Genomic DNA, 21,528 nt, shown 5'->3' on the forward strand with positions numbered 1-21,528 from the left:
GGCGCATTTCTCTCATGAGCCAGCAAACGCCTGTCGAATACGCCGCCGCCTCGCCTGAAGTCAAAGCCGTCTTCGATGACATCAAGGCGACTCGCGGCGTCCCGGACGTCAACAACTTCTGGAAATACATTGCCCAGCATCCGCCGACCCTCGAGCGCACGTGGGGCAGTCTCAAGGACATCATGTCTGCGGGAGCGCTCGATCCCCTCGTGAAGGAGATGATCTACGTGGCCGTCAGTGTCACCAACAACTGCGGATACTGCGTAGCGAGTCATACGGCAGGCGCGCGTCGGGCCGGGATGACGGACGAAATGTTCGGCGAATTGCTGGCCGTCGTCGGTATGGCCAACGAGACCAATCGGCTCGCCGTCGGGTACCGTGTGCCGATCGATCCCGCTTTCGAATAAAGTGGGGGAACAAGCGAGATCGATGTCTGCACGCCTGCACGTGCCGCGTTATTGCCCGTTATTGAGCTATTGCGCGCTATTGCGGGACGCTGCGGGCCATCCATTGACGATACCGTCGCGTCTGGCACGCCGCTCCCAACTGCTGGGCGATGAGCGCACGCAGGGGCGACACCTCGGGGTCGGTCGCGCGCCCGGCGCTCAGGCGCTTGAGCTGAAACTTCACGACGGCCATGTTGGCCAACGATCCCAAGGCTTTGTTTTTCCACTGAATCGGCCTGAGCTTCGGGGCTGACGTCTGCCCCGTCCTCCATTGATTCGGCAGGCCGGGTTCGATGGAAAGCGCGGTGGCCATTCCGACCATCGCCGTGCCGCTTGCCACCACCTCCTCGGCCACCGCACGCCGACGAATGCCGCCGGTCACCATCAGTGGCATGCGCGCCACGGCGACCGTCTCACGCGCGAATTCCAGAAAGTACGCCTCGCGCGCCAGCGTTCGTCCGTCACGCGCTTCTCCCTGCATGGCGGGCGCTTCGTAACTCCCGCCGGAAAGCTCGACGAGGTCGACGCCGAGTGAGCCGAGCATTTCGACGACGCGACGGGCATCGTCCGGCCCGAAGCCGCCGCGCTGGAAGTCGGCCGAGTTCAGCTTTACCGCAACGGCAAAGTCCGACGCGACCACGCCGCGCACCGCACGCACAACGTCCAGCAACAACCGCGCACGATTCTCGAGACTGCCGCCCCAGCGATCGCCTCGCTGGTTCGTCAACGGCGACAGGAACTGGCTGAGCAGATACCCGTGCGCAGCATGGACCTCGACACCGGTGAATCCGCTTTGCTCTGCCAGCCTGGCGCTGCGTGCGAACCGCTCGACGACATCGGCAATGTCTGCCTCGGTCATCTCACGCGGTACGGCGAATCTCTTGGAGAGCTTGCCGAGGTCGAGGGCGACCGCCGACGGGGCAACGGTCTGTTGCCCCAGCGCCGAGAGCATCTGGCGTCCCGGGTGATTCAGTTGCATCCAGACCTGCGCACCGTTTTGCCGGGCGGTTTGCGCCCATTGGCGGAAGCGGGGCAAGTGCTCGGCGTCTTCAAGGACAACCCCGCCGGGTCCCGTCATCGCCCGGGCATCGATCATGACGTTGCCCGTGATGATCAACCCGGCACCGCCCCGTGCCCAGGCGTCATACAGGCGAATGAGCTCGTCCGACGGCGCGTGATCGGCGTCGGCCATGTTCTCCTCCATCGCCGCCTTGGCAATGCGGTTGGGGATCGACGCGCCGTTGGGCAGCGTGAGCGGTGTGAAGAGGGTTGTTGCCTGTGGGAGGGTGAGAACGGCGGCGGGGGTGGAGGGGCTGGGGGGCATGGAGGTCATGTTCTTGCCTCGATTCTTCCGTTGACGATAGCAGGACCATAACCTTAAAGTTCACTTTAATGTCAAGTGGCGGGAGCGGAAAGATGAAGATCGGTGAGTTGGCGCAGGCGAGCGGGGTGGCGGCGTCGCGTATCCGCTTTTACGAGGCGCAGGGATTGCTGCCGAACGCGCAGCGGCAATCCAATGGATATCGGGACTACGACGACGACGCGCTGACGCGGCTGGGATTGATCCGCAGAGCCCAGAACGCCGGATTTTCGCTCGATGAAATCCGCACCATCCTGCCGCCGGATCTCAAGGCATGGCCGCACGACAAACTGCTTGAGGTACTGCGTCGGAAGGTCGGGGAAATCGACGCCTTGGAGCGAAATCTGGCGGCATCGAAACGTAGCCTGATCGCGCTGATCGATGCCATCGAACATCGCCAGGAGGGCGAAGATTGCGAGGCAGCGTCGCAGCGCGTGCTCGCGTGCGTGCGGGGCGGTGAAGACGGTGAAGACAGCGCGTCGCCGTCCACCCCCGAGATGCCTGTGTGCGCCCCGGCAAGGAAGTCCGCTTGAAGACCTTCGCCTGGAGACATTCACCAGGCGCCGTTCCCGCCAACATCGTCCGCCAACATCGCTAATCGTCAGCGGCTCGCAAGGATCTCCCTCGCCTTGGCGATTACGGGCGCGTCGATCATCTTGCCGTCCAGCGCGACGGCGGCCCCGCCACTGGCGTCGGCCGCCGCGATCACACGCTCCGCCCACGCGATTTCGTCGTCACGCCAGGCGAACGCCGCGTGAACCGGCGCCACCTGTCGGGGATGGATGCAGAGCTTGCCGCGAAAGCCGAGCGCACGAGCGCGGCGCGCCGAGGCTTCGATGAGTGCGGCATCGTCGAGCGCCGTCGTCACCCCGTCGATGGGCGCGGCGATACCGGCGACGCGCGAGGCGAGCGTGAGTTGCAACCGGAAGTACAGCAGTTCATCCGCATCGCCCTCGATCCCGATGTCGAGCTGAAAGTCGATGGTGCCGAACATCAGGCGCGCCACGCGCGGCGCCGCAGCGATCTCGCCCAGTGCCGCGAACGCCTTGGCAGTTTCGATCAACGGCACGAGCTGCAATGTCGGCGAAGCACCCTTCGCGGCCTGAACGAGCGTTGCCGCCGCTTCCGTTTTGGGCACGACGAGTCCACTGAGCTTCGGCAATCCGGCCAGTGCGCTGACATCTTCCTCGAACCACGCGGTCGATGCGGCGTTGATCCGAACGTACACGGGCGTCGAGATCGCCTCGCCCGACGCCTCGATCCACGCGGCGACCTGAGCGCGGGCCGTTAGCTTGTCGGCAGGCGCAACGGCATCTTCGAGATCGAGAATGACGGCGTCGGCGCCCGAGGCACACGCCTTGTCGAAACGTTCCGGGCGATTGCCCGGTACGAAGAGCCAACTGCGAACGATGGGGTGGGATGACATGGATTACACCGCCTGCGCCGCATGCAGCGCGTCGATTTGGGCCGGGGTGCGCCCGAGTTCGGTGAGGATGGCGTCGGTGTGCTCGCCCAGGGCAGGGATCGGATCCATGCGCGGCGTGAACGCCGCACTCGCGCTCGGCATACCGGGGGGAATCGGGGCCTTGACCGTGCCGTTCGGCGTTGCGACCTCCGCCCAGCGCCGACGTGCGGCAAGCTGGGCATGCCCCCACACATCGCCCATTTCGTTGAGGTTGGCGTTGGCAATGCCGACGGCATCGAGGCGATCGACCAGTTGCGGTGCGCTCAGGTGCATGAAGACGTCGCGAATGATGGCGCGCAGGGCATCGCGGTTCTCCAGGCGTTGCGGGTTCGAAGCGAAACGGCGATCCTCGGCCAGCGACGGCTGCTCCAGCACCTTCTCGCAGAACGTTTTCCATTCCCGCTCGTTTTGCAGCCCCAGCATGACGGTCTTGCCGTCGCCGGTCTCGAACGGGCCATACGGGAAGATGGTGGCGTGCGCGGCGCCCGCGCGCGGCGGCGGTGTCTGGTCGTCTACCGCGTAGTACAGCGGGAAGCCCATCCACTCGACCATGCATTCGAGCATCGAGATGTCGATACGCGAGCCCTTGCCGGTCTTGCCGCGCTGGATCAGCGCCGAGAGGATGTTGGTGTAGGCGTACATGCCGGCGGCGATGTCCGCGATCGAACAGCCGGCCTTGGCCGACGCCTCGGGCGAACCCGTCACCGAAAGAAAGCCCGACTCGCTCTGGATCAGCAGGTCATAAGCCTTCTTGTCGCGGTACGGACCGTCCGGACCATATCCCGAAATACCGCACACGATGATGCGCGGATAGCGCGCGCACAGGGCGTCGTAGCTCAGGCCGAGACGGTCCGCTGCGCCGGGGGCGAGGTTCTGCACCAGCACATCGGCGTCGGCGAGCAGATCGTGAAGCACGGACTGCGCGGCTTCCTGCTTCAGGTCGAGCGTCAGGCTTTCCTTGGAGCGGTTCGTCCACACGAAATGGGAGGACATGCCGTTCACGCGGGCGTCATATGCACGGGCAAAGTCGCCGGTGCCGGGGCGCTCGATCTTGATCACCCGTGCGCCGAGATCGGCGAGTTGACGGGTGCAGAACGGTGCCGCAATGGCGTGTTCCAGCGCGATGACCTTGATGCCGTCCAGGGGCCTCATGACAGAAATCTCCGAGAAAACAATGGGCAAAGTGAGCGAGTCGTGGCCAGATCAGACGATCCGGGCGAGCACGATGAGGCTCAGCGTAATCGTGATGGCGCCGCCGATACGCGTGGCGATTTGCGCGAACGGCATGAGTCGCATGCGGTTGGCGGCGGTGAGGATGGCCACGTCACCGGTACCGCCCATGCCGCTGTGGGTGCCGACGACAATGGCGGCATCGATCGGATGCATGTTCATGCGTCGCGCCACGACGAAGGCCGTTGCCATGAGCGTGAGCACGGTGGCGACGATCGTGACCAACGTCGGCACGTTGAACGAAGCGACCACCTTTTGCCACGGCGTAATCACGACACCGATGGCGAACAGCAGCGGGTAGGTCACGGCCGTGGCGAAGAACTTGTAGACGACGCCGGCGCCGGCTTCGAGCTTTGGCGAGAAGATGAAACCGATCTTCGCCGCCACAGCCAGCACCAGCATCATCACCGGGCCCGGCAGGCCGAGCGTGTTCTGGGCGAGCATGCCGACGAAGTACAGGCACACGGCGATCATGCCGGCGGCGGCAATGTCGGTGGCGTCGATGGCTTTCGCGGCCTGGCCGTGGGCATCGTGGGCGTCGTGAGCGTCGTGAGCGTCGTGGGGGCCATGGGCACTGCGGCTGCCGAGATCGTCACTGCCGGTGCGCATGAGCTGGCCGTTGCCGGTCAACGAGGGATAGCGTTTGCCGATGGCGTTGAGAACCCCCGAGAAGACGATCGCGCAGACGTTGCCGAGCATCACGGCGGGCAGCGCCTGGGCGAGCAAGTCGCCAGCGGCCTGATGCATGACTTCGGAGTAACCGATGGTGAGCGGGATCACCCCTTCGCCAAGTCCGCCGGACATCACGGGAATGACGACGAAGAACACGGTGTGGAACCACCCCATGCCGAGCAACGTGCCAACCGCGGTGCCCACGACACCGGCCAGCACCGAACCGATGGCCAGAGGCACGAAGATGCGGACGAACCCGCCGATCAGGACCTTGCGGTCCATGCTCAGAATGCTGCCGACGATGATGCCGGGGATGAACAGGTACAGAAAGTTGCTTTGCTTCCAGAACGCAACGATGGGCGTGACGATGGACGGCGGCAGCACGTTCGAGAAAACGAGCCATGAGGGCAGGAACGTCACGAGAATGACCGGTCCGCCAATGCTTCGGAAGATCGGAATGCGCTGACCGATTTCCATGCAGGTGAAGCTGCACACGGCGAGCAGGGCGATGATCGGGGACAACTCGGCGGAGAGCTTCCCGGTCGTGAGCACTGTCGTGACGATGGCGGCAATGAGCACCAGATGGACCGGCAACGGCACGATGCCGACGCGCAGGTCCATGAATCGCCACCAGCGCTCGCGCAGCGGGTGATGTTGCACTGCTTGTGAAGCTGCGCCGTTGCCGCCCTGCGCGGCAGTGGCAGAGAGTCCGTCTCGCATCCTGCTGTCTCCGTCTTGGAATGGGTTTATGGACCGGACTATAGGCGCGCGAACCGCGCGGGAGGAAATACCGATTTCGGATGTGGGTATAGGTATGAACTATGGCTGACCGTTCTTGGGTGGCGGGAATGCCCGATGATCGGCGCAAACTTGTCGAAAAACCGGGTTTCTTCAGGTGCTGTATAGGGGTACGCTATGGCTTTTCTCCTTCCCGATGGATGCCAACCGATGCGGATCGACCGCTGAAGGTGGGTGCCTCGTTGCGTCATGGATGTCAGACAACTTCGAAATTTCGTCGCGATCGTCGACAGCGGCAGCGTTTCCAAGGCAGCCGAGCGGTTGCATATTGCGCAGCCGTCGTTGAGCGCGCAGTTACGTGGTCTGGAGGACGAGTTGCAGGCGCAGTTGCTCGTGCGCAGCGCACAGGGTGTGACACCGACCGAGGCGGGAAAGGCGTTGTATCGCCATGCGCGTGTGGTGTTGCGTCAGATGGAGCAGATCCGTCAGGAGGTCCGCGAGGGCGGCGGGAGCGAGGCAGGGCCGGTGGCAGTGGGGTTTCCGACGACGATCGCGTCGATTCTGGCCGTGCCGCTGTTCACGCGTGTGCGGGAACAGTACCCGGGCATTCGTCTGCAAATCTTCGAGAGCATGAGTGGGTACATCGGTGAACTGCTGGCGAACGGACGTCTGGATCTCGCCATGCTCTTTCGAGATTCCGAGACGCGGGGCATTTCCGTGATGCCGCTGTTTGACGAGGCGTTATACGTGCTGGGTGGGCATCGTGTGTGTCCGGCGATCTATGCGGACGACGAGACGTGCGCGCTGGAGGTGCTTGCCAACGTGCCGATTGTGGTGCCGAGCGCGTCGAACGGATTGCGGTTGCTTATTGAGCGGAGCTTTGCGTCGGCGAATGCGGAGCTCAATATCGTGGCGGACATCGATTCGTTGCCGACGTTGATCGACATTGCGCGATTGGGCGATGCCTGCTCGATCCTGCCGGTGTCCGCGCTGGCATCGCGCGATCCGGCCTTGCGCCCGCCGTCGCGCCGTATCGTGTCTCCGCATCTGCAGCGTCCGGCAAGCGTGTGCTGGTCCAATTCACTGCCCGTGGGCTCCGCCACGCTGGCGGTGCGCCAATGCATCGCCGACCTGATCCGCGAATTGCAGACGGACGGGCATTGGAAGGGGATTACGCTGCGTGCCGCAACTCATGACGCCGCACCCGTCTGACGTTGGACGCCGACGAGTACGGCGCCTTGCACTGGCCGCCGGGCAGTCGGACCGCCGGACCGTCAGATCACTGCCGCATCCCGATGGCCAGACGATTGAATGCGCTCATCAAGGCGATGGCGAAAGTGAGGTCGGCGATTTCTGCGTCTGAAAAGTGTTCGCGCAGCGGCGCATAATCCTCGTCCGGCGCATGCGTGCGGTCGATGGCGACCACGGACTCCGTCCATTCCAGGGCGGCGCGCTCACGGGCGCTGTAATGCGAACTCACGCGCCAGCCAGCCAGGCTGTCGATCTTGCGATCCGGCATGCCGTCGGCGCGAAGCGCCTTCGCATGCATCTCCAAACAGAACGCGCAACCATTGATCTGCGACACGCGCAGATACACCAGTTCCACCAGTGGTTTGCCCAGCGGGCTCTTCTCAAGCGCCTTCTTGGTTGCCGTGAACCCTTGATAGGCCTCGTTGGACAACGTCCAATACGATAGACGAAGCGTACTCATCGAATCTCTCCAGAAAGTCATGAATGCAATGTGCGAATGGCGGGGGCTTGTCGCAACGTCACCAATTTACGAGAATCATGTCCTAGCGTTCAGATGCAAGAATTGATCGAATCAATAGGACATCGCGGATGGACCATCCCTATCTGAAGCCCGGCCCGAGCGACGACGCACCGCTCTATCTTCAGCTTTATCGGCGGTACCGAGACGCCATCGCGACGGGCAAGCTCAGGGCAGGCGAGCGCGTCCCGTCGGTGCGAAGCCTCGCCAGCGAACTGAATCTGGCGCGCGGAACGGTCGAGCTCGCGTACCAGATGCTCACGAGCGAAGGCTATTTCGATCCGCGCGGGGCGGCAGGCACGTTCGTGTCGCCGCGTCTGGAACATGTCGGAGAGACCCCGTCTTCCCCGACCACACCGGCGCCTCGGGCTCGCGCGCATCGCGATGCCATGGCAACGGGCGGCTCACCGCGACCCTTTCAACTCGGACTGCCCGCGCTCGACGCGTTCCCCCGTAAGACATGGGTGCGTCTGGCCGGGCGACGCTTGCGCATGATGGACCTCGTGTCGCTGTCCTATCCGGAACCGGCAGGCTATCTGCCGCTGCGGCATGCCATCGCGACGTATCTCGGCATCTCCCGCGGTATCGCCTGCACGGCGGAACAGGTGTTCGTGACGCCCGGCTATCGGGCCGCGCTCGATCTCGTATGCCGAACGTTGATTGCGCCGGGCGCGCATGGCTGGTTCGAGGACCCGGGCTATCCGTACGCGCGACATTTCCTGACGAGCATCGGCATGCGCCTCGCTTCGATCCCGGTCGATGAGGAAGGTCTCGACGTGGACTACGGCGTGCGGCACGCGCCCAACGCGCGATTTGCCGTCGTCACGCCGACGCACCAGAGCCCCATGGGCACGACGTTATCGCTGCCCCGGCGACTTACCCTGCTGGATTGGGCGGCACGACAACAATCGTGGATCGTGGAGGACGACTACGACAGCGAGTTCCGCTATCACGGCCGCCCATTGCCCGCGCTCAAGAGTCTCGATCACGACGACCGCGTGCTTTACACGGGAACCTTCAGCAAGGTGCTGTTCCCGGGCCTTCGTCTGGCCTATCTGGTCGTACCCGCCGCGCACATCGACCGCTTCGCCGCGGCTGCCGATCAGTTGGGCGGTCCGGCGTCGGTTCCCGTTCAGGCGACGGTCGCGGATTTCATGGAGCAGGGCCACTTCGCACGGCACCTTCGCAAGATGCGCACGCTCTACGCCGAGCGACGCAAGTGGCTCGTCGAGGCGCTCGACCGTGTCTTTCCCGATGATTTTTACGTTCAGCCACAAGCCGGCGGCATTCAGACGCTGGCCTATCTGAAGCACAACACTGGACCCAACACCACCCTCAATGCCGCACGACCCTACGACGTGTCGATCGCGGACGCGGCGCACGCGCAAGGACTGGCGGTGCACGCCTTGAGTTGCTGGTACAGCGAGCAGCCTGCGCGATCTGGGTTGCTCATGGGCTTTACCAACATCCCGGATCAGGCAACGGCAATGGCATTGAGTCAGCGTCTGAAGGCGGCCATCGCGACGCTTTAGTGTGCCCGACGCGCAGGCCCTCATAAGACCACTTCGGGACAGGTGCTTTCGAAACCCGCTATTCTTCGAGGATTGGCGCTCGCGCGCCCCCCAAGTTCCGTGCCGACGGCGGCGACAGACGCGTCGGCACCCATTGCTTTTCAGGAGTTCCCCTCGTGGCAGCGTTCGACATCGACGACATCGTTTCTTCACTGCATGCCGCCCGTTTGCGCTGGCGCGACGGCCAGCGACGCCTGCTCGAGCCCGGTGGCCGCGATCTGCCCTCGCGCGAGCGGTTGGCCGACATCGTGGTGCAACTCAAGGGTGTACTGTTCCCGATGCGGCTCGGGCCGCTCGATCTTCATCAGCAAGGCGAAAATTACTACGTGGGCCACACGCTCACGAGCGCCCTGAATGGGCTCGCCGAGCAGGCGCGTCTCGAATGGCGCTACAAGGCACGTCATGATGCGGCCATCACTGCGGCACTGATCGACGAACGCGCTCATTCGGCGATCCAGCAATTCGCCGCCAAACTGCCGCAAATTCGCGACTTGCTCGATCAGGACGTGCTCGCGGCCTATCAGGGCGATCCGGCAGCGGGCAGCGTCGACGAAGTGCTGATCTGCTATCCGGGCATCCACGCCATGATCCATCACCGGATCGCGCACGAGTTGTACCGCCTCGAATTGCCGCTGCTCGCGCGCATCATCGCCGAGCAGGCGCACTCGGAAACCGGTATCGATATTCACCCGGGCGCGCAGATCGGTGCGGGGTTCTTCATCGACCATGGCACCGGTGTCGTGATCGGCGAGACCGCCATTCTCGGCCAGCGCGTGCGGGTGTATCAGGCCGTCACGCTGGGCGCCAAACGCTTTCCCGCAGACGATGACGGCAACCCGCGCAAAGGGCTTGCGCGTCACCCGATCGTGGAAGACAACGTGGTCATCTACGCGGGCGCGACGATCCTTGGGCGTGTCACCATTGGTGAAGGCTCGGTCATTGGCGGGAATGTGTGGCTGACGCAAGACGTTCCGCCGTTCAGCAACATCACGCAGGCCCGCTCACGCACCGAAGCCGGCTCGCCGCCGGTCTCCGGTTGCGATAACGACCGTTCGTAGTTCGCCAACGGCCCGGCGCGCGTGACAGGCACGCCTCGGGCGTCAGCGTCCCCGGTCACACCATCGCAGGCGGCACCGCGATGCGCGCCCGAACGTCGGGTGAGGCAAGGCACGTGGCGACGGCCTCGTAACCGGGCGCACCCGCGTAAGGGGCCACCCGCACCGGTGGACCATGATTCGCCGGACAGAGGATGATGGCTTCGTCCGGGCCAATGGCGCTCAGATCGAGAATCGAGGACGAGCGCGTCATCATGAAAAGCGGGTGGAGACGCCCCTTTGCACGGTGACGCAGATATCGGATCAAGGCTTCCTGCGTGGGCTGCCCGAGATCCTGTTCAATCATGTCGACCACCAGCGCACCGCTGCGCTCGGTCTCCAATGCGCTCAGCAGGACAGTGAGCGCGTCGGACGGCTGTGCGCCTTCGTCCGTCAGCCACGCCTCGGCCTGTGCGACACGCTCACGCAAACGCGCGTCGTCGAGCGCGCGAAGCGGGGGAACGGAAAGGGCAGTCGTGCGTCCGGCGTCCAGCCGATCCAGTCCCAGGAACGTGCCGTTGGGCATCGCTTGCGCCAGTCGCATCGCCAGTCGCGTCTTGCCGCTGCCCAAGGCGCCGATGATGTAGTTCAAGGGGCGGATGTCGCGCATTTCGAACCGCTCGCCACCCCACGGCCATGGCAGATCGAACGAGACGCTCGGCGAGGCTTGTTCGACGAGATCGGGCAGTGCACCGGCCGCAGGCATTCTGCCGAGGGCCAGCCCGGCGCGCAGACTCCGTACCGTTTCCAAACGCTGGAGCCGTGCCCGAATCTCCGCATCGAGAACCGTCTCGTGTGCGGCAAGGGCGTCCGCCAGCGTTGATTTGTCGCCATTCTCACCGTTCATCACGCGCGCCACCTGCGCGAGGCTAAGGCCCAGGGCCCGTAACGCCACGACTTCCGCCGCTCTGGCCATCTCCTTCGCATCGTAGAGACGATAGCCCGCCGATGTGCGCCCTGGCGCGAGCAACCCGTGTTGCTCATAGAGCCGAAGCGCTTTGTTCGACACGCCAAGCCGACGTGCCGCGTCGGAGGCGTTCAGACGTGTTGCCGCAGATTTCATTGCTCACCTCGTGGTGGGTTGACCGGATGCGGCCATCGTGAGGTCGACCCCAGGGGGCAGGTCAACGGCATTTCGATCATCGTTGCGAACGACACTACCGAACGACGTTATCGAATGACATTACGCAAGCGCTCCACACCTGTCGATTTATTTTCGGAATAATTAACCGACCGGTCGGTTTTGTCATGTTAGGCTTCAATGCGCTGGCTGAAAACACGCTGGCTCATAACAATTACGGAGACATTCATGACCCTGACTTCTCGCTCGCGTGTTTCGGTCCATGCAACCGCGCGCAACGTAACGCGCAGCAGCCCTCGGATGTCGGCAGGCGTCGCGGCCTCATTGCTCGCGATGGCGTTGACGGGGCCCTTGGCAACCCTTGCCGTGCCGGAAGCGTCGGCCGCGACCCCGACGGCCGCCGCCGCAAACGCCGTTCCCGGGCGCACGGACGTGACCATCAAGCGCGACGAATTTGGTGTGCCGCACATTTACGCGTCGACGACTTACGCGCTGTTCTACGGTTACGGCTATGCCATCGCTCAGGATCGGCTGTTCCAGATGGAGATGGCGCGTCGCAGCACACAGGGCACCGTCGCCGAGGTGCTCGGCGAGAAATTCGTCGACTTCGACAAGTCGATTCGCGGCAACTACTGGCCGGCATCGATTCGCCGCCAACTGGCCGATCTGCCGCAACGCGAGCGCGATATCCTCGACGGCTACGCCGCCGGCATGAACGCCTGGATCGCGCAGATCCGTGCGCAGCCGGACAAGCGCATGCCCAGGCAATTCAACGACTTCGGCTTTCAACCGGTCAACTGGGACGCCTTCGATGTGGCGATGGTCTTCGTCGGCACGATGGCCAATCGCTTCTCGGACGCCACCAGCGAGATCGACAATCTGGCGCTCGTCACCGCACTCAAGGACAAGTACGGCGAACAAAGGGGCATGGCGCTGTTCAACGAACTGAAGTGGATCGCCAATCCGGACGCACCGTCGACGGTGCCGGCTTCGGAGGGCGCGTACCCGGTGAAGGTAGGCCCGGCGTCCGGCGCTGCGATGCAGCCGCTCGCCCGTTACGATGGTCCGGCCCCCATGTTTGCCCGGCTCGCGCGCGGCAGCGACGGCGCGCTGCTGCATCTGGACACCGAGGCCAACGCAGCCACGATGCTTGCGCAGTTCGAGGCCTCCGGACAACCGGGGCTGGCCGGATTTCCGACGACGAGCAACATGTGGATCGTGGGCAAAAGCAAGGCGCGCGATGCCCGCGCCATCATGCTCAATGGTCCGCAGTTCGGCTGGTTCGCACCGGCGTACACGTACGGCATCGGCCTGCACGGCGCCGGTTTCGATCTGGTCGGTAACACCCCGTTCGGCTACCCCTGCATTTTGTTCGGTCACAACGGGAAGATCTCGTGGGGGTCGACGGCCGGTTTCGGGGACGATATCGACATTTACGCCGAAAAGCTGGACCCGGCCAATCCGAACCGCTACTTCCACAACGGCCAGTGGCGCGACATGGAAAAGCGTGTCGAGATCATTCGGGTAAAAGGCGCCGAACCCGTCGTGCAGGAGGTATATCGCACGGTACACGGCGTGGTGATGCAGCGCGACGCGAAGCGGCCTGTCGCCTACGCCAAGGCGCGCGCATGGGACGGCCTCGAAGTGCAGTCGCTGCTCGCGTGGACGCATCAGGCGCAGGCACAGGACTGGAAGTCATGGACCGCGCAGGCCGCCCGGCACGCGCTAACCATTAACTGGTACTACGCCGATGTGTCCGGCAACATCGGCTATGTTCACACTGGCGCATACCCGGCAAGACAGCCGGGGCATGATCCGCGTCTGCCGGTGCCGGGCACCGGCGAGTGGGACTGGAAAGGGCTGTTGCCGTTCTCGACCAATCCGAAGGTCTACAACCCGAAGCAAGGCTGGATCGCCAACTGGAACAATTCGCCGCAGAAGGGCTACCCGGCGAGCGATTTGTTCGCGTTCGTGTGGGGCGGGGCGGACCGTGTCGTCGAAATCGACAAACGAATCGAAGCGCACGACAAACTCGGCGTGGACGAGATGTGGCAGATCCTGAAGGACACCAGCGCCGTGGACGTCAACCGCACGCACTTCCTGCCGTTCATCGAGCGTGCCACGTCCAATCTGCCCGCTACCGACGCACGTCGTCAACTGGCCATGCAACTGGCGGGGTGGAACGGGTTGAGTCACGACGCCGGGCGCACGGGCCACTACGACACGGCAGGCCCGGCAGTCATGGAAGCCTGGTTGAGCGCCATGCTCAGGCGCACCCTGGGGCAAGTGGTGCCGGCGCCCTATGACAAGTGGTTCCTGGCAAGCGGCTACGCCGCGCCGCAAGACGGCCCCACCGGCTCGCTCAATATCGCCAACGGCAGCAAGGTGCTCTATGAAGCATTGCGCGGCGACAAGTCGGGTGTGCCGTCCGCATTCGACATCTTCGACGGCAAGCATCAGGACGACGTGATTCTCGCCGCGCTCGACGACGCCATTGCAGCACTGAAGACGAAGCTCGGCCCGGACATGTCCGAGTGGCGCGCACCGACCGTCCCGTTGACCTTTCGCGCGAACAACTTCTTCGGTGTGCCACAGGCGAGCGCGGGCGAAGCGGTGCGCACGCCTGTCTACATGAATCGGGGAACCGAGAACGACCTGATCGTGTTCGGTCCGAAGGGCAGTGCCGCGAAGGTGGCGGCATTTGACGTGGTCGCCCCCGGCCAGAGCGGTTTTATTGCGCCGGACGGAACACGCTCGCCGCACTACGCCGATCAGGTGGAGATGTACACCACGTTTGGGCGCAAGCCGCTGTGGCACGACCCCGCGGACGTGAATCGGGCGGCGACATCGGTGGAGCGTCTGCGCGTCGAACGTCTGTCCGAAGCGCAGTGACGTCGGCGGCGCTTCACGGCTCAGGCAAGGCCCGTCGCACCGGCGATCGCGCACAACGCGACCACGGCCAGCGGCGGGGCTTTCCAGCGCACCAGTAAGGCAAACGCTATCGCGGCCACGGCAAAGTCAGCCTGGCCGCGAACGGCGCTCGTCCAGACCGGCGAGTACAAGGCCGACGCCAGAATGCCGACCACTGCCGCGTTGACACCGGCGAGCATGGCGGCGGTCGACGTACGCGTTCGCAATGCCTGCCAATGCGGCAACGCCGCGATGACCAACAGCAAGCCGGGAAGGAAGATGCCGACAGTGGCCAGCGTGGCACCCAGCCACGGACTTGCCTGTCGCGCAGACAGCCATCCCAGATACGACGCGAACGTGAAAAGGGGGCCCGGCACTGCCTGTGCTGCGCCATAGCCCGCAAGGAAGTCGGTCGACGTCACCCATCCGGTTGTCACGGTTTGCGCTTGCAACAGCGGGAGCACGACGTGCCCCCCGCCGAAAACCAGCGCCCCCGCGCGATAGAAGCCGTCGAAGATGGCCGCCTCCCGGTCATCCGTGAGATGCCGAAGTGCCGGAAGTCCGGCCAGCAGGACACAGAAGAGCACCAGCGCGATGACGCTGGCCGTGCGGGAGATCCGAAAGCGCAGAAGGGCGGTTTGCGTCGGCGTGTCAAGCAGGACGTTGGACGAAACGCCTGGCGAGTCAGCCCCGCGCAACAGCCCCCATCCTAGTGCCGCGCCGAGCACGATGACGATGAGTTGGGCGTAGACAGTGGTCGTGAACGCGAGCACGGCCACCGAGGCCAGCGCGATAGCGGCGCGACGTGTGTCGGGGCAGAGTCGGCGCGCCATGTCCCAAACAGCCTGCGCCACCACGGCGACCGCTACCAGCTTCAGGCCATGGACGATACCGTCGCCGACGGTGCCGCCAAGATGTGGCGCAACTACAGCAAACGCGAGAAGCAAAAGCACCGACGGCAACGTGAACCCGCACCATGCGGCGAGCCCGCCAAGCCAGCCGGCGCGCAGCAAGCCGATCGAAAAGCCGACCTGACTACTCGCTGGCCCCGGCAGGAACTGACACAACCCGACCAGATCGACGAAGCTCGCGTCGTCGAGCCAACGACGCTTTTCCACGAACTCGCGGCGGAAATATCCAATATGCGCGATCGGCCCCCCAAAGCTCGTCAGACCGAGGATGAGAAAGGCACGCAACACATCGAGTGCGGCGCGCGGCGCAAAGGGAGTGTCTGCGTCAGGCGGGAGATCAGTCTTCAAGGGATCCAACGTGCGTTTTCCTGGGTAACGATGCGTCGAGCATAGCAGCGAAGCGGTGTCGCGGGCATGACGCGACGCGCCGCACCGTCGTCGTTGTCCTCGTCGTTCTCGTCGCCGTTCTCGTTGTCGTTCTCGTTGTCGTTGCCGTTGCCGTCAACGCTGGCACAAACACCGGTTCGTTTCAGCAATCATGAGACTGCCAGCCGCGCTAGCGTTCGCCGTGTGGCTGCGATTGGCGACTCGACGGGCATATGCGCGACGGCCGTTCGCAGCGACTTACCCCGGAGACACGCGTCATGACCCGAATGCATCAGTCGATCCCGCACCACGCCCATCGCCCCGCGTCGCATGTTCACGACGCACCGCATCGCCGCCAGCGCCACGCGTTCGCCGACGACTGGCGCGCGGGCCGGTCATCCCATCGACACAGCGCGCACAGTGGCGCTCGCCCACGAACCCGCCGCGTTGTGGACACTCGCGGTGGGGTGTCGGGTGCAGCGTCAGAGACAGCGTCGAGTACGGCGCCGCACGAGGTATCGGTCCGCTCGCGCGTACCAGGCGCATCGAACCGGGCGGGCGCCGTATTCGCCCTGACCTTGATGAGCGTGGCCGGACTAGCGTCTGCCGCGATGATACCGGCCATGCCTGTCGCCGCTCTCGCCCCTCGCGTGTTTGTGCCACGCACGCCGAGCCGCAGGCAAATCGCGCCCGGGCTCCTTCCGCAATCGAGCCTCAGTCAGGGCGTGTTCGGGTTGCTGAGCATGGGACCGGCAAGCCGCGACGCACATGACGTGTCTCCCGCGTGCCTGCCGCCCGCCGAGCACCGTCCGCTCGGTGTCACGCCGCTGCCGCGCGACAGCGCCGCTGCATTGCGCACGGGACGCGCGACGTACCGCCAAGACCTCCAACGGGCATTGGTGATGCTGATCCGTGAATCGGTAGCGGCATCGGACCGTGAGACACGCGAGGCGTTCGCTCGGGCAGACCTGCTGATTCCATTTCGAACCTCGTTGATTGTGGAACACGGTGTGGACCATGCCGCTCATCCGGGTTCGCCCGCGCAGCGCGTAATGTACGACGCGACCCATGCGATCTTGCTGGCCCTTCGCGATCCGGACGGCGACTGGCGCCAATATGCGTTATCGCTGTCTGACCAGGCCCCGCAACTCGTCTCTCCCGTATTGAACTGCGTGCCCCGTCACACGTTTTGGCCTCGCTGCTACGCGCGCACGCACGGCCCGACCTTCTGGGGCGACACCTGGCCGACGATCGAATCACGCATTGCCGAGGACGACGAATTGCGGTTCTGGGACCGGCGGGCAGGGGCGTCGATTTCGCCGGGCTGGCCTTCGCCCGACTCGACGGTGCTCGATTCGCCCGATCTCGAGGAAGTCGTCGAACTGCTGCTGGACACGGTGCAACGGCATTTGCCTCGCGATCGGCGTCGCGCTTCGGACGATGCGATGCCGGTTCGCGCACGCCGTCATGTGGTGTTTAGCGAGGATTCGGTGCTCGATCCCACGCGCAGACTGGCCGCGCGTATGGCGATGTCCGGTTTCGGATGCCTCGCGGCAGTCGTTCGTCCCGATACGCTTCGGCACGAGGTGCTCGCCTTGCTTTCGCACTTGTGGCCGCAAGACGCGCGTCACAATTCACACAACGCCCCCGCGGTCTCGGTGGAACGCCCCGGCCGTGCCACATACGAACACGAGTCGTTCGACGGCGCACTCGGGCGTGGCGTGCAGTGGTCGTTGCCCCCGAATACCTACGTCGAATACCGACCGGATCTGACCCGTAACGGGGTTCAGGTTTTCGAAATCGACGGCGTGCTTTACGGTACGACCGTCGCGCGCACACGCAAGCACGCGTCCAATCTGCGAGCGCTGGACGAACTGCGTGCAGAAGGGGGGGCGGATTCCCTATGTCGCATCTCGCGTGGCCTTGGGGCCGACGTCGACGGCATGTGTCTCGAATGCCATGTGGAGCGCCCGGGGCAGGTAAGCGTGACCGAACAGGGCGCGACGGTGTCGCAGCATCAGGCCATCGAGGCCTCGCCGGTGCTGCGGTTGCGACTCGCAGTCTATGCGCAGCCGTTTGCGGCGGCAGACGGTCGCCAGCGTTTCTTTGCTTTCGGGCGGCTCGGTGAGTTCGATGAGGACGGCGTGCCGCACGTCGGCGCGGATTCGCCGGTGGTGGACGCGTCGGTCTACGCGCCGACGGTGGACGGGGAACTGACGTTCTTCGAGCAGGCCACGACGGATGGCCCGGTCGGTGGCCGTCGGGTGCATCTCACGCTGGGCGACATGCGGTTCGCGGCCCCCTTCGGCACCTATCGGGACCGCCATGGCGTTTTGCGCGGCGTGATTCAGGTCACGCACGACATCCATTATCGGTTCGCTCTGCCGCAGCACCCGGGAGGCAGCGCGTCGCAGCACGTGCGACTGCATCGTCGCGACGCACAACATCGGGATATTCGCGAATACCGGGTCGCCCAGCAACATCGCGCCGCCGCAGAAAACGCTATCGTGCTGCCCGCGATCTCTTACGGTGAGACGCGCACCCTGTTGCAGTTGTACCTGCGCATGTGGGAGCGCGCGCCGTCACCCGCGGACGTGTGGCGGGGATTGGAAGACGTGCCGTTGTCGGTCGTCGATGCGCGGCGCGCACTCGATCGGATCACACGCGCCATCGAGCATCGGATCGCCGTCGCAAGAGGCGGCATGGACGAAGTGGATGGCGCCGGCGCGAGTGCCACGCCCGAGGTCGATCCGGCGTTGCTGCCAACGTTCGATCGATTATGGGCCCATTGGCAGCAATATCCGGCGCAGTCCGATGCCTTCGTGAATGCGATCGCGCGGGACTTCGTGTCGCGTCCGTCGCCGTTGGCCGTGTGGTCTCAACTGCCGTTTACGGGCGACGTTCAGACGACGCGCGACGTGCTGGCGCACTTCGAAGAAGTCTTTCCGGGAATGTCGGGCCTCCAGGCGCTGGTCACGGGCAACGCCCGCGCGGCGCGTGCGGTTCAGGACCGGTTGCGGGGCTTATCCGGCAACGCAAACATTGCGCTTGCCGAGGTCACGCTCGCAGACGGATCGCGCACCTTGTACTACTGCCTGTCCGGGCTTCAGCGCTCGCGACTCCCGACGCTGAGTCCCACCTCGCCGGGTGTGCGCTTCGTCGACGCGGGGGCAGCTTATGCGCAACGCGAGATGAGCGTCATCCACCAGCGAAACAGTGCTGCAAAAGCGGCAAAGGCCGCGAAGGCTGCGAAGGCTGCGAAGGTGACGGCGTCGACGAAGTTAACGAAAGGAAGCCAGTCGGGCGATGCGACCGAGCCGCCGGCGTTGCGCTATGTCGTGGCGGACGCCAATCTGCCGACCTACAACGCAAGGGCCGGCGAAGCCAAATCGCGCGCGCTGGACACCGAACGGTTGATTCTCGCGCAGATCTATGCGGATCATCCGGCGGGTGAAGGTGTCGTGCGGTCTATCGTGATGTGCTCGCGCATGCCGTTTTGCGACTCGTGCGCGGTGAATCTGGCGATGGCCCCGTATCACTATCCCGATGCCGAATTGCGCTTCTACTACGTCGCGCCATCGCCTCGCGACAAGACGCCGGTCACGGCGGTGCCCGACGTGGTTGACGTCATCCCCACGGGCCAGCCCGCGCCGGGAACTCGCTCGCCAGCGGGCGTCGCGCACGAGCCCCCACACGTACATTCGACGCTCTGACCAGGACGATGCCGCGGTTTTCCCCTATATTGACCGCTCTCGAGGTCACGCCATGGGCATGACCTCATGAGGCGGAGGCCGGGCCGACGCCATCGCAGCGGCCCGGCCGCTGTGTTGCTTCATCGCGTGCTTCACCACGCGCTTCAAAATGACATTCACAACGACGTTCGCAACGTCAACAGAGGACCAACGAACCCATGACGGCGTCAGACGCTTCCTCGCGCGAACCTGCGGTCGGCCTTGGCAGTGCCGCGCGCGATCTCTATCGGGCCCTATGGCGTCACGCGCAAGGTGCGCGAAGTCACTTGCTCGGTGCGGCCGCGTTGTTGTCGGCGGCCCAGTTGTTGCGCTTGACGATGCCCTGGCTGGCGGCACAGGCGATCAACGCGCTCCAGCAAGGGAATATGGCTGTCGCGGGGCGTTGGATCGCGTATCTGGTGGGCATCTATCTGCTCTCCTGGTTGATTCACGGTCCCGGGCGGATCCTGGAGCGCAATGTCGGTGTGCGCGTGCGCGTACGTCTGGCCGATCAGTTGTATGCCCGCATCGCGGCCGCGCCACTGGCATGGCGCGACGGGCGGCATTCGGGCGAATTGCAGCATCGCATCGTCCAGTCGAGCCGTGCCCTGTCCGACTTCGCGCAGAATCAGTTCGGCTATCTGCAAAGCGTTTTCAATTTCGTCGGCCCGCTCGTCGCGCTGGCCTTGCTGTCTCGCACGAGTGGCGCGATTGCGGTGACGGGGTACGTCGTCATCGCCGTCATCATCCTGCGCTTCGACCGCGTGCTGATGCAACTGGCCCGAGCGGAGAACGACGCCGAGCGCCGCTATGCAGCGGCATTGCTCGACTTCGTCGGCAATGCCGGTACGGTCATCGGTTTGCGCTTGCAGGCGGCCTCGCGCAAGCTGCTGGGGCATCGCATGGACGCCGTGATGGCGCCATTGCGGCGCGCCGTCACGGTCAATGAAGGGAAGTGGTTCGCCGTCGACATTCTGGGCATGGGGCTGACGTGGATTCTGGTCGTGGTCTACGTATTGCAGTCACGCGAGCCGGGTCAGGCGGTCATGCTCGGCACCGTCTTCATGATTTACCAATACGCGCAACAGGCGGCCACGGTCGTGGGTGCGATGGCGTCGAACTTCCAGAGCTTCGCGCGCATGCATACCGATTACGGCAGCGCCGAGCCGATCTGGGCCGCCCCCGGCGAGCCAGACGCTGCCGTGCCCGCTGTGGTTCCGAATGCCCCCTGGGAAACACTGACCCTGCACAACGTTTCGTGGCGCTACGCGGCAGATGCGCGTGGCGGCCTTCACGGCATCGATCTGGTGTTGCGGCGCGGCTCGCGTGTGGCACTCATCGGCCCGAGCGGCGGCGGCAAGAGCACGTTGCTGCGAACGCTGGCGGGGCTTTATCTCCCGCAGCAAGGCACATTGCGTCGTGACGACGCGCAGATCGCATGGTCCGAGTTGCGCACGCTGGCCACCTTGATTCCGCAGGAGGCGGATGTATTCGAGGCGAGCGTCGAAGAGAATCTGACGTTCGGTGAACCGGCCGACGCCCAGGCGTTACGCGCAGCGGTGCATGCGGGCGTGTTCGACGACGTGCTGCAAACGATGCCCGATGGCCTGGCGAGTCTGCTCAATGAAAGGGGTAGCAACCTGTCGGGCGGTCAGCGTCAGCGGCTCGCCCTGTCGCGCGGTGCGCTGGCTGCGCAGGGCAGTTCGTTGCTGCTGCTGGACGAACCCACGAGTGCGCTCGATCCGTTGGCGGAGGGGCGCGTGTTCGATCGGATGTACGACGCATTTCCCACGGCGTGTATCGTCGCCTCCGTCCATCGACCGAGCCTGCTCGTACGCTTCGATACCGTCGTCGTGATGGAGAGCGGTCGAATCGTCGATGCCGGACCGCGTGACGAAGTGCTGGCCAGACGCCAGGGCAGTTGAGTGCTGCGCTTTTTTGTTGCGCTGACGAGAGCGGCTGACTTGAGATACGCTGACGTGTGCGTCTTCGCAATTTGCTTAATTCATAGCGTTAACACTATAAATCAGCGATTCACTTGTTATGAGCGAACGATGGAAAACCACAAAAACTCATAAAAAATAAGAGTTAATTCGAAATGTTCGGGTTTTCCCTTTGTTCGTCGCCCATTAATTTGTAGTGTGTACGCTTTTTTGTTTGTGCTATACATGCACATAAGCAAGCC

The 21,528-nt window shown here is 64.3% G+C and carries 16 protein-coding genes; 8 read left to right on the plus strand and 8 right to left on the minus strand.

What is annotated here, in order from left to right; all coding sequences use genetic code 11:
- Positions 1-14 precede the first annotated feature (14 nt).
- Complete coding sequence (locus PCA31118_RS03960; protein WP_150623102.1) at positions 15-407, plus strand: carboxymuconolactone decarboxylase family protein; 393 nt, start codon at positions 15-17, stop codon at positions 405-407.
- Positions 408-483: 76 nt separating this feature from the next.
- Here the strand turns inward: PCA31118_RS03960 and PCA31118_RS03965 are convergent, their stop codons facing one another.
- Positions 484-1,770 carry an NADH:flavin oxidoreductase/NADH oxidase family protein gene (locus tag PCA31118_RS03965; RefSeq protein ID WP_150623742.1) on the minus strand — a complete coding sequence of 429 codons (1,287 nt, stop codon included), beginning with the start codon at positions 1,768-1,770 and terminating at the stop codon, positions 484-486.
- 92 nt (positions 1,771-1,862) lie between these two features.
- Here PCA31118_RS03965 and PCA31118_RS03970 point away from each other — a divergent pair, with 92 nt between their 5' ends.
- Entirely contained in the window at positions 1,863-2,339 is a 477-nt protein-coding gene (locus PCA31118_RS03970; protein WP_150623104.1) for a MerR family transcriptional regulator, read from the plus strand.
- Between the two features lie 68 nt (positions 2,340-2,407).
- On the opposite strand, the gene PCA31118_RS03975 is transcribed toward PCA31118_RS03970, so the two are convergent.
- The 3 genes from PCA31118_RS03975 to PCA31118_RS03985 are packed head-to-tail and all read right to left on the minus strand — an operon-like array spanning position 2,408 to position 5,893.
- Positions 2,408-3,232 carry an HpcH/HpaI aldolase/citrate lyase family protein gene (locus tag PCA31118_RS03975; protein WP_150623106.1) on the minus strand — a complete coding sequence of 275 codons (825 nt, stop codon included), beginning with the start codon at positions 3,230-3,232 and terminating at the stop codon, positions 2,408-2,410.
- 3 nt (positions 3,233-3,235) lie between these two features.
- A complete protein-coding gene (locus PCA31118_RS03980; RefSeq protein WP_150623108.1) occupies positions 3,236-4,423 on the minus strand; it encodes a CaiB/BaiF CoA transferase family protein in 1,188 nt (395 codons plus the stop codon).
- A 51-nt stretch (positions 4,424-4,474) separates the two neighbouring features.
- A complete protein-coding gene (locus PCA31118_RS03985; protein ID WP_150623110.1) occupies positions 4,475-5,893 on the minus strand; it encodes a 2-hydroxycarboxylate transporter family protein in 1,419 nt (472 codons plus the stop codon).
- Between the two features lie 267 nt (positions 5,894-6,160).
- Here PCA31118_RS03985 and PCA31118_RS03990 point away from each other — a divergent pair, with 267 nt between their 5' ends.
- The gene (locus tag PCA31118_RS03990) at positions 6,161-7,123 is read left to right on the plus strand and encodes a LysR substrate-binding domain-containing protein (RefSeq protein WP_150623112.1); all 963 of its coding nucleotides are present in this window, start codon (positions 6,161-6,163) and stop codon (positions 7,121-7,123) included.
- Between the two features lie 67 nt (positions 7,124-7,190).
- Here PCA31118_RS03990 and PCA31118_RS03995 read toward each other — a convergent pair whose 3' ends face one another.
- Positions 7,191-7,622: a carboxymuconolactone decarboxylase family protein gene (locus PCA31118_RS03995; protein WP_150623114.1), complete on the minus strand. Its 432-nt coding sequence runs from the start codon at positions 7,620-7,622 to the stop codon at positions 7,191-7,193.
- A gap of 128 nt (positions 7,623-7,750) precedes the next feature.
- Here PCA31118_RS03995 and pdxR point away from each other — a divergent pair, with 128 nt between their 5' ends.
- The gene (gene pdxR, locus PCA31118_RS04000; protein ID WP_150623116.1) at positions 7,751-9,211 is read left to right on the plus strand and encodes a MocR-like pyridoxine biosynthesis transcription factor PdxR; all 1,461 of its coding nucleotides are present in this window, start codon (positions 7,751-7,753) and stop codon (positions 9,209-9,211) included.
- Positions 9,212-9,366: 155 nt separating this feature from the next.
- Positions 9,367-10,308, plus strand: coding sequence for a serine O-acetyltransferase EpsC (epsC, locus tag PCA31118_RS04005; protein WP_150623118.1), 942 nt, complete (start codon positions 9,367-9,369; stop codon positions 10,306-10,308).
- A 55-nt stretch (positions 10,309-10,363) separates the two neighbouring features.
- Here epsC and PCA31118_RS04010 read toward each other — a convergent pair whose 3' ends face one another.
- Positions 10,364-11,407 (minus strand): MerR family transcriptional regulator, encoded by a 1,044-nt coding sequence (locus tag PCA31118_RS04010; protein WP_150623120.1) that lies wholly within the window; start codon positions 11,405-11,407, stop codon positions 10,364-10,366.
- 246 nt (positions 11,408-11,653) lie between these two features.
- Between PCA31118_RS04010 and PCA31118_RS04015 the strand changes: the two genes are divergently transcribed.
- Complete coding sequence (locus PCA31118_RS04015) at positions 11,654-14,317, plus strand: penicillin acylase family protein (RefSeq protein ID WP_246190041.1); 2,664 nt, start codon at positions 11,654-11,656, stop codon at positions 14,315-14,317.
- Between the two features lie 20 nt (positions 14,318-14,337).
- Here PCA31118_RS04015 and chrA read toward each other — a convergent pair whose 3' ends face one another.
- A complete protein-coding gene (chrA, locus tag PCA31118_RS04020; protein ID WP_425495313.1) occupies positions 14,338-15,594 on the minus strand; it encodes a chromate efflux transporter in 1,257 nt (418 codons plus the stop codon).
- Positions 15,591-15,782, minus strand: coding sequence for a hypothetical protein (locus tag PCA31118_RS04025; protein ID WP_150623124.1), 192 nt, complete (start codon positions 15,780-15,782; stop codon positions 15,591-15,593). Before PCA31118_RS04025 ends, chrA begins: the two co-directional genes overlap by 4 nt.
- Positions 15,783-16,235: 453 nt before the next feature.
- Between PCA31118_RS04025 and PCA31118_RS04030 the strand changes: the two genes are divergently transcribed.
- Entirely contained in the window at positions 16,236-19,325 is a 3,090-nt protein-coding gene (locus tag PCA31118_RS04030) for a hypothetical protein (protein WP_150623126.1), read from the plus strand.
- Positions 19,326-19,522: 197 nt separating this feature from the next.
- Positions 19,523-21,268 carry an ABC transporter ATP-binding protein gene (locus tag PCA31118_RS04035; protein WP_150623128.1) on the plus strand — a complete coding sequence of 582 codons (1,746 nt, stop codon included), beginning with the start codon at positions 19,523-19,525 and terminating at the stop codon, positions 21,266-21,268.
- Positions 21,269-21,528: the final 260 nt, after the last annotated feature.

It is taken from the genome of Pandoraea captiosa (assembly GCF_902459775.1).
GTDB classification, from domain to species: Bacteria; Pseudomonadota; Gammaproteobacteria; order Burkholderiales; family Burkholderiaceae; genus Pandoraea; species Pandoraea captiosa.

Bases quoted from the DNA above. Each gene is read 5' to 3' on its own strand.
- PCA31118_RS03960 (WP_150623102.1), top strand. From the start codon at position 15: ATGAGCCAGCAAACGCCTGTCGAATACGCCGCCGCCTCGCCTGAAGTC.
- PCA31118_RS03965 (WP_150623742.1), bottom strand. From the start codon at position 1,770: ATGCCCCCCAGCCCCTCCACCCCCGCCGCCGTTCTCACCCTCCCACAG.
- PCA31118_RS03970 (WP_150623104.1), top strand. From the start codon at position 1,863: ATGAAGATCGGTGAGTTGGCGCAGGCGAGCGGGGTGGCGGCGTCGCGT.
- PCA31118_RS03975 (WP_150623106.1), bottom strand. From the start codon at position 3,232: ATGTCATCCCACCCCATCGTTCGCAGTTGGCTCTTCGTACCGGGCAAT.
- PCA31118_RS03980 (WP_150623108.1), bottom strand. From the start codon at position 4,423: ATGAGGCCCCTGGACGGCATCAAGGTCATCGCGCTGGAACACGCCATT.
- PCA31118_RS03985 (WP_150623110.1), bottom strand. From the start codon at position 5,893: ATGCGAGACGGACTCTCTGCCACTGCCGCGCAGGGCGGCAACGGCGCA.
- PCA31118_RS03990 (WP_150623112.1), top strand. From the start codon at position 6,161: ATGGATGTCAGACAACTTCGAAATTTCGTCGCGATCGTCGACAGCGGC.
- PCA31118_RS03995 (WP_150623114.1), bottom strand. From the start codon at position 7,622: ATGAGTACGCTTCGTCTATCGTATTGGACGTTGTCCAACGAGGCCTAT.
- pdxR (WP_150623116.1), top strand. From the start codon at position 7,751: ATGGACCATCCCTATCTGAAGCCCGGCCCGAGCGACGACGCACCGCTC.
- PCA31118_RS04010 (WP_150623120.1), bottom strand. From the start codon at position 11,407: ATGAAATCTGCGGCAACACGTCTGAACGCCTCCGACGCGGCACGTCGG.
- PCA31118_RS04015 (WP_246190041.1), top strand. From the start codon at position 11,654: ATGACCCTGACTTCTCGCTCGCGTGTTTCGGTCCATGCAACCGCGCGC.
- PCA31118_RS04030 (WP_150623126.1), top strand. From the start codon at position 16,236: ATGCCTGTCGCCGCTCTCGCCCCTCGCGTGTTTGTGCCACGCACGCCG.
- PCA31118_RS04035 (WP_150623128.1), top strand. From the start codon at position 19,523: ATGACGGCGTCAGACGCTTCCTCGCGCGAACCTGCGGTCGGCCTTGGC.